Raw genomic sequence first — 13,993 nt, 5'->3', positions numbered from 1 at the left:
CTTGCATCTATCAATGTTAGAGCAGGGGTTGCTAGTGTTAAAGCTTCGATATTTAAATCTGCAATCTCAGATTTACTTATCGTTAAGGCCATCTAGGAAGCGTTCAGCATCCAGTGCAGCCATACAACCTGTACCAGCAGAAGTGATTGCTTGGCGGTAGTTGTGGTCCATTACATCACCCGCAGCGAACACGCCTGGGATGCTGGTTTGTGTCGCGTTACCTTCAAGACCCGACTGAACGATGATGTAGTCATCTTTCATATCCACTTGGCCTTTGAAGATTTCCGTGTTCGGTTGGTGACCGATAGCAATGAATGCACCCATTACTTCGATGTCTTCTGTTTTATCAGACTGAGTATCTTTAATACGAACGCCAGTCACGCCCATGTCGTCGCCTAGAACTTCGTCTAGCGTGCGGTCAGTGTGAAGAACAATGTTGCCGTTCTCTACTTTGTCCATTAAACGCTTCACTAGGATCTTTTCAGCGCGGAACGTGTCACGGCGGTGAACTAGATGAACTTCAGATGCGATGTTAGATAGGTAAAGTGCTTCTTCAACAGCCGTGTTACCACCACCGACAACCGCTACTTTCTGGTTGCGGTAGAAGAAACCGTCACACGTTGCACAAGCAGAAACGCCGCGGCCTTTGAATGCTTCTTCAGAACCTAAACCTAAGTACTTAGCCGATGCACCCGTTGAGATAATCAACGCATCACACGTGTACTCGCCTGAATCGCCTTTAAGACGGAAAGGGCGGTTAGATAGGTCGACTTCGTTAATGTGGTCGAACAGGATCTCTGTTTCAAAGCGCTCTGCGTGCTCTTTCATGCGATCCATTAGAGCTGGACCCGTTAAACCTTCAGCATCACCCGGCCAGTTTTCTACTTCAGTTGTGGTTGTAAGCTGACCACCTTGCTGCATACCGGTAACCAGTACTGGGTTTAGGTTTGCACGAGCAGCGTAAACTGCAGCTGTATAGCCAGCAGGGCCAGAACCAAGAATCAATAAATTACAGTGCTTTACGTCGCTCATGAGGACTCCGAAATTGAAATTGTTTTTATTTATAATCGCTTAGGATTGTATGGAAAATATGGAGGCAATAAAAGTGTAAACAAGGGCTGAAGTGTAATTAATCGTTATACGTTAGAACTTAACCGAACTAAACGACTGTCTTGTATTTCAAGGTGTTAGAAGAAATATCAATAGGTTACACGATTAATTTCAGTATATAAAAACATATAGCTTTGCATTTAGGGGGATTTTGTCGCCAATTTGTCGCCACAAAAATTTGTCCCGTAGTGTTTATGCGGATGAATGTTGAAGATATAAAAATTATGCGTCAAAGTTTCATTATAGAGTTTCTATAAAAGTATATTGGCTAGTTTGTTAGGCGAACCAATGTAATAGATACAAAAAAAGCCCCAATTTAAGGGGCTTTTCTTTTGAGTCTGAGTTTATGCGTGTTGGTAGTGCCTAGTTTGGAATTCAAGCAAAGAACTAACTTCGCGTTTAAGATCGCTGGTTAACCCCCATTGTTTAGCTAGTTTTTCACATTTTGATGTTACTGCTTCAGCGAATTGTAATAATTGGTCACGTAGATTACGCAGCTGCTGCTTTACAGAAGTAGGAACACAATTAAACCGCATTAGCTTATCAACTAAGTAACCAGCACGTTTCAAAGCTTCTTTGCTCAAGTGTTCTACAGTCGGTACGAAAGACTCATGCCAAATAGCCAACGCAACTGTTTTAACATCTTCAGGTGATGCATTAGCGAAGTCATTCGATACTAGTCTATTGAATACTCTCTGTGTCTTCATTAGCTTCTAACTCTTTCATGATGGTAATTGCGTGATCTACGTTTAATCGTAGGCTAGCTTCTGTTGCCGAATATAAAATTGCTTCTTCAGCTTGTTCACTGAATTCTTCGAGCGTGAACAACCCTTTCTTATATAAAGAAAGTATATCACTTAAATCATCTGTCGCTAGTCTGGATAATTTTGAGACAGCAATTTGGACTGCACTGATCAAGTAAGTGTGTAATATACCATCAAACTTTCCGATTTGTACTGCATTTTCTCTAAAATCTGGTGTTATGGAAGCGATCCCAGTAGAAAAACTATCATCCCAGTATAAAGAACTTTCATCATTAGTCTCTGTATCTTCAAAGTAAACAGGGTCTAATTCAACCACTAAACTTTGAAGATCCAATAGTTTAGCACCATCAAGAACAGCATCTAGGTCATTACTGCCACGCGCATTTGTGTAAATGTGTATAGCGCAGCCACCATAAATGTAAGCTTTTACAGCACCATCACGCAAAGGTTCAGTTAAGCCTAAGCTTATAGCTTTTTCGGCAATGAGTTGCTCTAAATCATTTAGCAATTCAAAAATGGCTTGCGATAAAGCTGTATCTGTATACATGTCTATTCCTTCCTTATTCAACTATAAGCATGTTAAATGACAGCTAGGTGAAAATAAACAAAAAACGTTTAGTTATTAATGCTCTAACTCCGAACTGACCTAAAGGCTGGCTTTAAAAAGAATTAAAACTTTACCTACATATGGCTTGTTCAAAGAACTCTCTATCAAACTCATCCATATCTTCAATGGATATGTGCTCTTTAAGTTTTGAGTTGCACACTTCTCTAGGATCACAGTTTTTTTGTTGTAAGTTGTGAGCGGTTCCCCACCAAGTCGATTTTCGACCGACCTTTCTTTCCATAATGTCATGTTTGTTTGCAACTTGATTCGCCAAGACACCGCAATCTAAATCATATTGCTCTGCTATCTGTATGACAGCATTTTTGAGCCATGCAAGGTTACCATTCGCGCTTGCAAAACACATATTGACGTAATTTTCTGCTTCCATACCTAATAATACTTGAGAAGCGAACTTGTTAGCTTCTATCTCCTCCTGATCTAGCCTTCTTTCATCACTTGTTTCACTTAACTCAATTAATGAAAATTCACTTAATTCTGGTCGTTGGCTAGCGTGATATAGCTCATGGAGTAAATCAAATGACCAGCGGGAAGTATGGAGTGTCTTTTGTTTGAGTACGACAATATTTCGGTGTGATATTCTCCAGGTTGCGCCATGAAATGCACCTGAATCATTTAAGCCGAGAACGATAACACCTTTATCATAGGCATGAGAAAGTAAAGACTCAAAACTAACATCACCGTACTTACCGATGATTTCATTTCTGATGATTTCAGCATCTTCATTTAATACTTCTTTAGGCTTGTTGAAGTATCTAATAGCTAATTTAGCAACAGTATAAGCATATTGTGTATATGCGCTTGCGTATTGCTCATTAGCCCCTGCGGGCATCTTAAATCTAGCAACTAATGCTCCATCTCGTCCTATAGATAGAGGTTCATCACCAAGAAGTTGTTCTTTGGTCCACCCAAAAATGGTACTGACTTTCTCACAAACTCTTTCAACCCAAGAATCGCGATCAAAGTTATGTATTTCACGCGGAGCTATCCTCTTTTCAATGAAAGATTCTTCTAACCCGGCATCGGATAACTTAGCTAATAAAAGATTTTTAGTTCGGGATGCTTTCGGTAAAAAGACATCTTCAGTTATCTTTAAGTCTAGAGCTCTAATTATAGAAACGATGGTAGAGAAGCTTGCTGATGAATACTCAGTATTTTCGTATCGTTGTATTTGTTGTTCTTTCATACCTAGCTTTTCAGCAAGATCTTTCTGAGTTAAGCCCAAATATATTCTTGAGCGAATAAGGGCCTTTGGTAAATCAGCAATATTATCGACATCGAAAACAGCAAACTCCCCTGATAGGAGTTGTTCGTACTCTTCTATTTCCTTCAAGAGGTCGTCTCGTTGAAAAATAAGAGCATTTTTTTGTGCTTGCATAAGAAGGGGATGAGTGTCGCTTGTACCCTCTTCAAGAGCATGGATAGTAGTATTGAATTCTTGTACTTGATTTTTCGTTAGTGCGAGTTGTCTTGAGTTTTTAATCATTGCTCACCCCCAATATTAATCGCCACAATTCCCTTTTTTTGACCTGTATTTTTATCTTGTTGGAAAAAGTTAAGGAAGGTCTTACCGCTAGCACCTTCTGGTATTTCTGCTGGGAAAACATCACCTCTATACTTAAGTTCAATCTCATTCCTATGTGTGGGAAGCGCTAGTAGTAAACAAGCGTCTAATTTGTTTGGGTCGACGCCTTGAATGCTCCAAGCCATATCATAATCGCCAGGTATTTCCTTTTCGGTAACAAAGCTGCCATCAACATAAATTAAATTGCACCCTGCTGAGCCCAAGTTCTTGATTAACAAACTTAGCCCATCGAGTAACCATGCTCTTTTGGCGTTGTAACCAAAACGGTCAATCAATTCTTGCATTGAGGCGTAGTGAATACCCTCAGGAAGATTTCCTTGCTCGTTAAACTCAGGAATCATAACCCAACTTTATTGTTGTGTGATTATTGTAGTCTATTTACCTTGAAATATGAATAAAGTCAATTGGTTTGTTTGAGCGGGAGGTGAGTAGTAAATCTAAATTAGGGTAGGAACTAGCTCACAGCGTAGGGGCGACAGATTTGCTGAGGGGGCATCAAACACGAAAATGCCCCTTTACGCGTTAGACTTTTACTTATTCACATCCCGTTAACATTAGCTTACCCGACTTAAACTTATCCGGTGAGTTGATAATCAGCCCCCCTTGATTAGGTCACATTTTGCAGCCTAGTCTCCCTTGATGTGGCATAACTAACTGATTATTAGTTGAGTCAATATGAAAAAGGCTGCATTATTTAGGACAAAAGAAGACAAATTGTCGGCGAATAAGTGTTATAGCTCAAAGAGCTAATTTTTAGTTTAGGAGTTTTTGTGGATTCGACAAAATATCAGGTTTTTATTAGTTCTACCTACAAAGACTTAGAGGAAGAACGCGAAAGTATTATTAAAGCGGTATTGGAGATGTATCACATACCTATTGGTATGGAAATGTTTAGTGCTGAGGATGAAGAGCAGTGGGAAATCATTAGAAGAACTATTGACGTTAGTGATTACTATGTACTCATTCTCGGCTTACGATACGGTTCAAAAACGTCTGATGGAATTAGTTTCACTCAAAAAGAATATGAGTATGCTTTGGAAAAGAAAATTCCAGTTTTAGCATTTGTCATGAGTGATGATGTATCCCTACCTAAAAGTAGGCGAGATGATGATCTAAGTGATATTAATGCATTTCGCTCTACAGTCCTTGATAACTCCAAAATGGCTCAGTTCTGGGAAACAAAAGATGAATTGATTAAGAGTGTTTCGATTTCACTGATGAAGCAAATCATGCAGAAACCCGGAGTTGGCTGGGTTAGAGGCGATAAACTGGGTGTTGAAGAAGATTTATCAAAAGAGTTAACGAGCTTAAGCAAAGAAAATCGAGCTTTACGAGAAAAAATTGTTGAACTTGAGTCTAAAATATCTCCGAAGATTCCTAAAATTGAAGTAAATGTAGCATCTCCGTCAGTAAGTCGAGATTATCACGACCTTGAGCCTAAAGTATTACCAAGAAAACTAAACTCGGTTGATATACCTCGCCACTTGACTAAGTATTTAGATGATGCTGTAGTTGATAAATTTAACAACTCATTACCATCAGAATCACAGCTGATGGAGTACAATATTGCAAATAATCGCTATCATAAGCTACAGAATTACTCTGCTCCGTTGGTTATTGAGGTGTCTAATATTGGTACGTGTAAAGCTCAAAATGTCTATGTAGAAATTGTTTTTCCTGACACTGTAGCTGTATATGACCAAAGTGAGTCTTTTGTTGAACCTGAGAATCCAATTCCCGAAAACCCACTAGTCGAAGCAGAGGTTCAATATGAAAAAGATAAGCTTGCTTCATTAGCTTCCTTACATGCTGCGATGCTAGGCGTGGATAATTTCAACAATATTCTAGGAAATTACTCGCTAGCACCTAACGTGGGCAGCTTGTCGCATCTAAATGCAATAAATCGTTCTTGGTGGACAAGACTTGATGGGAACAAGGTAACTATCAAAATAGAGAGTTTGTTACATACTAGAACCATGACATTTGATGACGAATATCTTATTGCGCCTTTAGCACTCGCAAGTGGAGAGCTTAAAGTAAATGTTATATGTGAAGAATATGCTCAAGAAGATATCAAAGTAATGGATCTTCACATTAAACAACAAGAGCTATAACAAACGACTATGGCGTCAATAGCTAATTTCTAGCTGTGTTTTCATTCCACATGACGCCGTCACGAAGCATTTAAGGCTTCAAGATACTTTTGCTAATCTTGTATAAACAATTTAGAGCTATAGGTCTAAATTGTTTATGTCCCATCGCTTGATAGTGGGGCTTAGAATTGAAGAGTGTCTATCAAGTTGGAGGCTCTTAAAAGCTGAGAATACAGTCTATTCATATCACGGGGATAATTTGATGTCATTTAGCACAGATACTCAGAAGATAAGAAACTCTATAAAACGCTACACAAAAGAGTCAGTCGTGCAACATTTATTGACTCGGCTACATACCGTTTATCCTGGTGAGCCTAAAGCAATAGGTCGACCTTGGACTGTCTGCTTAATGCTTGAGTGGGCATTAGAGCTAGAACCCAACCAAGGTGCTATTCCTGCGACTGAAAAAGATGTTTGGAATATATTGAATAAAATTTGGGCGTTACAAGGAAAAGCTACCAACTTTGCTGATGAGGATAATGTTTGGTTGTCTCTAAGAGCGTTTTTTTTAACACAACTTAGATTTCAAAGTAACCAGATAGTGCACAACTATTTCTTGGTCAGGTTGTTCTCGATCATGTGTAATGAAGGTGCAAGTCGCTCTTTTCGAGATAGCTTCAAAGTTCAGACAGATATTGAGTTGGAAGACTTTTTTGTTTTGTCGGTGTTTTTCTTTTCTATATTTTACAGGTCTAAAAAGCCTGTCATTAAGTACGAAGAGTTCTTGCCCAAGCTCTCACCTGCATATCCAGTGGCTGTAATAAAACAATACCTCAGTTTAGTTGGAGCAAACTTTGAACAGTTGCAACAATTGATGAAAATCCGAAGAGGAGAAACTAGAGGTGATGGAGGTGTAAGGGTGGAAGAGTACTTTTCTGAACCACTATTGCTTGAGAAACCAATACTTATTCTACCTGAGGGTATATCAACCGCTCATCCATACGTTGCAAGTATCGGGTTGAGCGAGTTTGTGCTCAGAACGCTTAAAACTGCTGATTCGAGAGGTTTTCGAGACAAGTTTACTAAAGAGTTTGAAGACTATTTAGCATATGTTTTTGATGCATATGGATTTGAGACGACAAGAGAAGAGCAACTGAAGGCCGTTTATAGAAATAACAAAATTCAAGGTAAGGTTGTCGACTTCTTACATCAACGAAACGGAACTTCGATATTTATTGATGCAAAGGGCGTAGAACCAAACCAAAAAATACTTGTGACTGACCAGAGCGACATTATTAAGGACAAGTTAAGGGATACTCATCTGAAAGGTATAAAACAAGCAGGTGAGTGTGCAGATAAGTTAAGTGGTGTTGGTTTTGATGATCTTGCTGACTTTGATAACAGATATGCCCTCATAGTGACTCACCAAGACTTCTACCTTGGTAACGGTGCTAAACTAGCCTCTTATTTAGGGGATGAGTATAGACAAAGAATAGATGAATCTGTTGCTGGTAGGATACCTTTGAAAAACGTCCACTTCTGTTGTATTGCTGATCTTGAGGGAATACTTGCGCTTTGTAATGAGACTGAAACCGAAATAAGTGAGTTTTTGGACTTTTGTGCCGACGAAGAAGAAGCTCCAGAAACCGCAAAATTTGAAATGCGTCAGCACATTCAAACATATGCAGAGAAGCTAGCATCAGAGAAAAACTCTCCCATTGGCAGCGATAGACTTGTAGAAAACTTTGAATACTTAACTTCTGAGCTTGCTGATAAAATGTCAAAGTCTCGGCAGTATTGGAACGAAGGCTTAGTGAAAGCTCCAGAGTTTTTACAGCAGCTTAGAATAGTCAAAGAGCTAGTATAGTTATTTTTTTGAGTTAGCATCAATTAGTGATTAGGCATCAGCTAACCATCCGTTTCTAGATGATGCGCTATCCAGTTCCACTACAAGTTATACACTGAACGTTCATTTTTACTAACGGTGACAGGTCTTGCGTTTTGCTACTGGATAATAGACTTAGTTTTACTAATCCTCTATCGGCAAAGGAAAGGTCAAAGTCTCGCTCTCTTCTGTCCAGAAACTTCACAGGCTGAATTTTTACTCGTGGTACTTTCTAACTCAAAAGTGCCCCTTTGTTACTTAGAGTCATGGTTCTATGGACAAGCCGACTAAATACTTTAGCTTAGATTTTCTAATGTAAGAATAGGTTGTTTTCTGTTATTTCACCCCCATCTCAAATGAAGAAGATGAGTGGTATGAACAGTACCTTTTTCGTAACTCATCAAAACACTTCGAAAAGCAATTTTTTATTTGTGGGGATTGTAAAATGACTAAATTACAGAGCGAATTTATCACGTTCCATGACAATATCAAGCTTGGTACTTATGACGAAAATGAGACTTTACGTGAAAAGCGAGACACATTAGTTGACGAGCTTCGTGACTCTTTAAAGGATGAAAAAGTTCCCGGTACCAACAAGCCTTTGACCTTCACAAAAATAGATCAGGGTTCGTATGCAATGAATACTGGTGTAAAGCCTAAAAGTGATGACTATGATATTGATGTCGGCTTAATTTTTGACATAACCAATGATGAGTATGATTCAAATCAATTGAAAAAATTGGTAAGGGATAAACTCAATAAAAGGAATAACCGTACCGTTGAGTTTAACCGTCCATGTATTACCGTTAAGTATGCTAGTGGCTATCATGTTGACCTTCCAGTCTACTCAAAAAACAATGATGACCTGCATATAGCCTGGGGGAACGAGCACTCAACTAAAAACCGGTGTTGGTATAAAGCTGAGCCCAAGAAGCTCAATCAGTGGGTTCGAGATGTTTCTTCCAACTCAGATGAGCGGGAGCAATTCCGACGATGTGTGAAAGCACTAAAAAAATGGAAACAGAAGCACTTTTCTTCAAATGGAAATGCTGCTCCACCATCGATAGGTCTAACCATTCAGGCCAGAAGATCCTTCGTGTACAGCGCTGACTCTGACTTAGAAGCTTTAATTACGATTGTCAGAGCGATCAAAAACAGCTTTGTGCAGGCTTGGGATCCAGATTCTGCCTCGTTAAAATATACAACAGTGGTCACATTACCAGTAGCGCCAAATAAAGATGTTTACTACAAAATGTCCTTGAAGCAACTAGACAATTATTATTATAAAGCTGACGCGCTACTTGAGTCACTTGAAGAGGCGATGGATGAAAGCTCAGACCACGAAACTAGCAAGATTTTGCGTAAAGTTTTTGGTGAAGATTTTCCACTAGTTGAAGACAGCAAAGCAACAGAGACAGTGCCTTATGTGGTAACAGGAAACAATGCATGACAGCTGTTGAGTTAGAAGAAGCCATTCAACAACTAAGCTCACCTTCTATAGTTCGTTGGCACAAAGAAGATGATTGCCAATACAACTTCGAACTAAAAGGTAAGAGGCACAATTGGAATGTAGCATTGCACTTTCCAAAAAAATTTCCGTACCAGTTACCAGCAGCTGAATTATTGGATAAAAGCTTTATTGGTACAATCCCTCACGTCAATAAAGACGGTGTAATGTGCATAGAAGAAAGCGATTCCGTGCTTATCGATTACGAGAGGCCAACAGCAATAATTGATAACTATCTAAGTGACGTTTTACGTTTGCTTGAACGGGTAAAACTGAGGATTTATCAAGACGAGTTGTTTGATGAATATGAAGGTTACTTTGAATGCAGACCAAAAATTAATTCTTTCTATCATGCCGAGGGTAATCTTGAACAGGTATCATTGAGAATCATCTACAAAGAAAATAAACGTGTGGGAAAACACGCGATACCAGTCCTGCTTTATGACAAAAATAGCCCTCTACCTTCAGAGTTTAGTAATATTGGTGAGAACCACGACTTGCAAGTGATAAACATAATTCACTTGCCGATACTCGAACCTACATTGCCACCGGCTAACGGTGAAGATATTTCACCGAACTATCTGACTAGTTTGCAGCGAAACATATCCAGTAAAAACTCTGTGAAGCTTAACAAATTGTTGGCAAAGGAGCGCTCGAAGAATCAATTCTTTATTCTGCTCTCATTCCCACGCTCTTCTGGGGAAAGGAGCCAATTATTGCTTCAATTTACAGCTAAGCAGACACTTGAGCATCCACTGCTCAGCAGTGATCAACGTTGGAGTATCAAACCACACTCCATACAAAGGCACAACGAAGCCTATTTACTAGAAAGAGGTGGTGCCAATAGTAGTCTAACAACTAAAAAAGTGGCGGTAGTAGGTTGCGGTTCAGTTGGAAGCGAGGTTGTGTCACTGCTGGCTAAAACGGGTATAGGAAAAATAATTTTGGTGGATGATGATGCTCTTGAAGCGGATAACATCTATCGACACAGATTGGGTGGACGCTATTTGAATTTTAAGCCAAACCCCAAAAGTGGCGTTATCAGTAAAGTTTATAAAGTTTCAGCTTTGGTAGACGAACTTAGAAATAATCTGCCCCACATAAAGCTCACTGCTAAACCGATAAAATTTGAAAAAGCAGTCTATGACAAGGAATTTTTATCCGCCGACTTAGTGATTGTTGCAGTTGGTTCTCCAACAACGAATTTACTCATCAACAAGCAACTTAAATCTCTTGGGTTACATAACGTGATTTTCTGCTGGAACGAAGCCGCAGGGTATGGAGGTCATTCAGTAGCACTTAATTTAATGCAAAGCTGCTTCGAGTGTCTATATACAAACCCTGTAGGATTTACTTCAGAGGGCGAACTAAACCTCCTGAAAACGGGTCAACAAATATCCCAAAACTTAACAGGGTGTGCTGGCGTTTTTACTCCATTCTCAAATTTGGACTCTACAAACACCGCACTACTAGCAGCGCAACAAAGTCTTGAGTTTTTATTGAATAACAAGCACTCCGTAGCTTTGACTTGGAAAGGAAATGGTAATCATGTACTCGAAACTTCAATTCGTTACAACGCAATAGCATTAAAAGATCAAGTTGATTTGGTAAAAAAGAAAAATTGTAGGGTGTGCAATGAATAATGAGTGGAAATTAGAAATTTCTGAATATGGTACTTTACGAGTATGCCAAACGTTACTTGATAGCTTAAGTACTTTTTGCCAACTGGTACCAAGCCAGCCAGAGTCTGGTGGCGTGTTAGTCGGAAAGCACCTCAATAGCGGTGGAGCAATACTTATAGATGATTTCACACCTCCTCAACCTTCTGATAGGCAGGCTAGATGCTCGTACTATCGCTCAGAAGCTCATAACAATAAGGTTCTTGATAAGTGGAAGGAGTCCAATGGGCACTCAACATTTGTAGGGCTTTGGCATACACATCCAGAGGCCAAGCCTGACTTCTCTACGCTAGATAGAAAAGACTGGATAAATGCTTTGAAAAACTCTAGATACGAGGGAACTAGATTGTTTTTCATTATCATTGGGCAGACTCATATACGATGCTGGGTTGGTCAGCAAATTAAGACTACAAGTAAAATTGAACTACTAGGGGAGTACAAGATTGGAAGCAAGTAATTTTGAAAAAATAAAGTGGTGCTTGAGAGTCATATTAGAAATTAAAAAGAAATCTAACCCACTTACGCACTATGGCGTAAAGCTCATTATCGCTGCACTTACATCATTAATAGGCTCTCCACTATCAGCGATTGCCTTTAATGCATATTTTCCAGAGGGTTATTTAATTCATAACCTAGAGATTACGAGCGACGGAATATCAATTTCCTTACTAATCCTTGCTGCTATAACATGTATAACTGGCATATTATTGATTTTTTTAGAACTGAACTCTCTTAGAAAACGAGCAAGGAAAACAGCGAGAGTCTTGATTACTGGTTTGCCTGGCACAGCAAGCTGTTTTCCTGATGAAATATTACCAACTTCAGAAAGATTAGATGCACGAGAACCTGTTGAACTTAGTGTTCCAGAATCGGAAGATTTAGACCACGCCAATCAAATCAAAATGTATAACGCTGAACTGACAACTGATTTGTTCAAAAGATTTATTTTGCACCAAAACTGCGAAAAAGTTTATATCGGCGGCTTGGCTAGAATCCCGTTTCTTGTTGCCTATGGAGCATTTTTAAGATCTGTGAGTGCCAAAGTAATCTATTTCGATAAGTTTCACCGTGGAGGTGATTGGAAACTGCTCAATGAAGAAGATAAAAATATTGGTTTTGAACATTTTCAACTTATTGAAAAGGAAAATGCTAATGGCGATATAGGTATAGCTATTGGTTTCACTACCCCAGTGTTAAGAGAACAGCTTCCATTTTCGCTTAGAGAACACACGACCATTCTATCTCCTCAAGTAGGCTCAGATAGAAACTTAGTTCAGAATCAAGAAAACTTGGAGCGCATTTCTAAAGATGTCCAGACTCTTATCGATAAGCTTTCAGTAAACCAAAATTGTAAACGAGTACATTTATTTTTATCAGTACAGTCTACGTTAGCAATTAAAGTTGGTAGTAGGTTCCAGGAAGGTATTCATAAAAACTGGGTAATTCATAATTACAATCCAGCTAAAGGAGCGTACGAATGGGCCTTAGAGTTGGATAAAAAAGGTATTAAAGAATTTACAGAGCATAGTAATTGTCAACAATAACCACCTTCAAATATTAGTTAGGGCTTGAAGTGCCTTTATCAAGCCTTGATTCAAGTAGCAGGGATTTACTATTCCGGATACGTGAGGTTAAAAAACACCGAACATATCTATAATTAGCTGTTAAATGCTCATTGTGATTATTAACCAATTTAGACATCACCGATGAGTTGTTCCTGTAACCCTAATATGGAATATCTTAGACAAGGTTTAGTGCATTTTTGTACTTTTGTGGTTTGAAACGTTGGCAAACCCTACCAAGAAGACTGTAGTCAATTGGACGAAACACAGCTTATCTCAACAAGTCAGCCACTGAAACGGACAGCTTGCAAAGTGGTTGGATTCTTCATACAAACGTCTAAGAGCGAAGCGTAAACGCGTGCCATTTACGCTTCGCTATAATTGTGGCATACATTCACTCACGCATTAACGTGGCGTAACACTACAGAGTCTGGAATGGAAGAATTTAAAAGTTTAGAAGAATTAACGCGGATGGATAAAAAACATCAACTGATGGGCTCCGTTTGCGGCTCCGTGCCCAGCCTGAAAGGAATGCATAAGTACCTTTCTAATGAAATTCTGAACGATGAAGTTCCTGACGAAATCAAAGGACAGTTTAATGTGGCTAAAAACATGGCACTCTATTCCTACTTTTTCTATGCATTAGCCCCCGAAGTTCACCTAAAAACATATACAATCATAGAGCACGCAATCAGGCTTCGAGTTGCCCCTAAAAAGAGAATGATGTTCAAAGCTCTATTGAACCACGCAGTATCTCAACGATGGATTAAAGACTCAGGTTTTCGTCATATAGAAGACCCAAGCTCTGACAATGCATGGTGCAAGTCAATGGTTACAGTCATGGCTGATCTCAGAAACTCAAAGGCACATGGTTCTTCAATGCTAGTCGGTGATTGTTTGCATCACATATCGTCATGTGCTGATTTTGTGAACCAACTGTTTCCAGCACATCAAGCGGTTAAAAGTTAAAAAAACAGGCTCAGTCTCTCCTTGCACCCTACCTGATCTCATTCGGCCATTCACCAACTCTGAAAAATCCAAACACAGAAATGTCCATTTCTTCCACCTCAGGCACTGCGATAAGCGGTGCCTGATTGCGTTTTGGGATACTAAGAATTATCCGGTGGGTAGATTCGCTCCAAAGAGCCAAACTCACTTTTGTCCAGAAACTTCATAGACTGAA

Annotated in this window: 12 protein-coding genes; 7 read left to right on the top strand and 5 right to left on the bottom strand. The window is 39.3% G+C overall.

Going from position 1 to position 13,993, the window contains the following annotated elements; all coding sequences use genetic code 11:
* Window positions 1-72: 72 nt before the first annotated feature.
* The 5 genes from trxB to AACW75_RS11905 form a co-directional block, all read right to left on the bottom strand.
* A complete protein-coding gene (gene trxB / locus AACW75_RS11925; protein ID WP_145571205.1) occupies window positions 73-1,032 on the bottom strand; it encodes a thioredoxin-disulfide reductase in 960 nt (319 codons plus the stop codon).
* Between the two features lie 422 nt (window positions 1,033-1,454).
* Complete coding sequence (locus AACW75_RS11920) at window positions 1,455-1,817, bottom strand: hypothetical protein (protein WP_132960245.1); 363 nt, start codon at window positions 1,815-1,817, stop codon at window positions 1,455-1,457.
* On the bottom strand, window positions 1,792-2,421 hold the full coding sequence (locus AACW75_RS11915) for a DUF6036 family nucleotidyltransferase (RefSeq protein WP_054542729.1): 630 nt from the start codon (window positions 2,419-2,421) through the stop codon (window positions 1,792-1,794). The genes AACW75_RS11920 and AACW75_RS11915 overlap by 26 nt, the downstream gene beginning before the upstream one ends.
* Window positions 2,422-2,551: 130 nt before the next feature.
* On the bottom strand, window positions 2,552-3,985 hold the full coding sequence (locus AACW75_RS11910) for an XRE family transcriptional regulator (RefSeq protein ID WP_132960247.1): 1,434 nt from the start codon (window positions 3,983-3,985) through the stop codon (window positions 2,552-2,554).
* On the bottom strand, window positions 3,982-4,425 hold the full coding sequence (locus tag AACW75_RS11905) for a DUF6932 family protein (protein ID WP_048664751.1): 444 nt from the start codon (window positions 4,423-4,425) through the stop codon (window positions 3,982-3,984). Before AACW75_RS11905 ends, AACW75_RS11910 begins: the two co-directional genes overlap by 4 nt.
* 429 nt (window positions 4,426-4,854) lie before the next feature.
* On the opposite strand from AACW75_RS11905, the gene AACW75_RS11900 reads away from it, so the two are divergent.
* From AACW75_RS11900 to AACW75_RS11870, 7 genes are all read left to right on the top strand, one after another.
* Window positions 4,855-6,198: a DUF4062 domain-containing protein gene (locus AACW75_RS11900; protein ID WP_237297809.1), complete on the top strand. Its 1,344-nt coding sequence runs from the start codon at window positions 4,855-4,857 to the stop codon at window positions 6,196-6,198.
* A 241-nt stretch (window positions 6,199-6,439) separates the two neighbouring features.
* A complete protein-coding gene (gene gapS1 / locus AACW75_RS11895) occupies window positions 6,440-8,044 on the top strand; it encodes a GapS1 family protein (RefSeq protein WP_237297808.1) in 1,605 nt (534 codons plus the stop codon).
* A gap of 463 nt (window positions 8,045-8,507) precedes the next feature.
* Window positions 8,508-9,512, top strand: coding sequence for a nucleotidyltransferase domain-containing protein (locus tag AACW75_RS11890; RefSeq protein ID WP_237297807.1), 1,005 nt, complete (start codon window positions 8,508-8,510; stop codon window positions 9,510-9,512).
* Window positions 9,509-11,212, top strand: coding sequence for a ThiF family adenylyltransferase (locus AACW75_RS11885; RefSeq protein ID WP_237297806.1), 1,704 nt, complete (start codon window positions 9,509-9,511; stop codon window positions 11,210-11,212). The genes AACW75_RS11890 and AACW75_RS11885 overlap by 4 nt, the downstream gene beginning before the upstream one ends.
* A complete protein-coding gene (locus AACW75_RS11880; RefSeq protein ID WP_237297805.1) occupies window positions 11,205-11,705 on the top strand; it encodes a Mov34/MPN/PAD-1 family protein in 501 nt (166 codons plus the stop codon). Before AACW75_RS11885 ends, AACW75_RS11880 begins: the two co-directional genes overlap by 8 nt.
* Window positions 11,692-12,792 (top strand): SAVED domain-containing protein, encoded by a 1,101-nt coding sequence (locus AACW75_RS11875; RefSeq protein WP_237297804.1) that lies wholly within the window; start codon window positions 11,692-11,694, stop codon window positions 12,790-12,792. The genes AACW75_RS11880 and AACW75_RS11875 overlap by 14 nt, the downstream gene beginning before the upstream one ends.
* A gap of 453 nt (window positions 12,793-13,245) precedes the next feature.
* Window positions 13,246-13,779, top strand: coding sequence for a hypothetical protein (locus AACW75_RS11870; RefSeq protein WP_237297803.1), 534 nt, complete (start codon window positions 13,246-13,248; stop codon window positions 13,777-13,779).
* The last annotated feature ends 214 nt before the right edge of the window (window positions 13,780-13,993 follow it).

It is taken from the genome of Vibrio sp. L3-7 (assembly GCF_963898195.1).
Lineage (GTDB): Bacteria > Pseudomonadota > Gammaproteobacteria > Enterobacterales > Vibrionaceae > Vibrio > Vibrio echinoideorum.
Note: the sequence above shows the minus strand (reverse complement) of the source record. Positions and strands in the feature narration are given on the sequence as shown.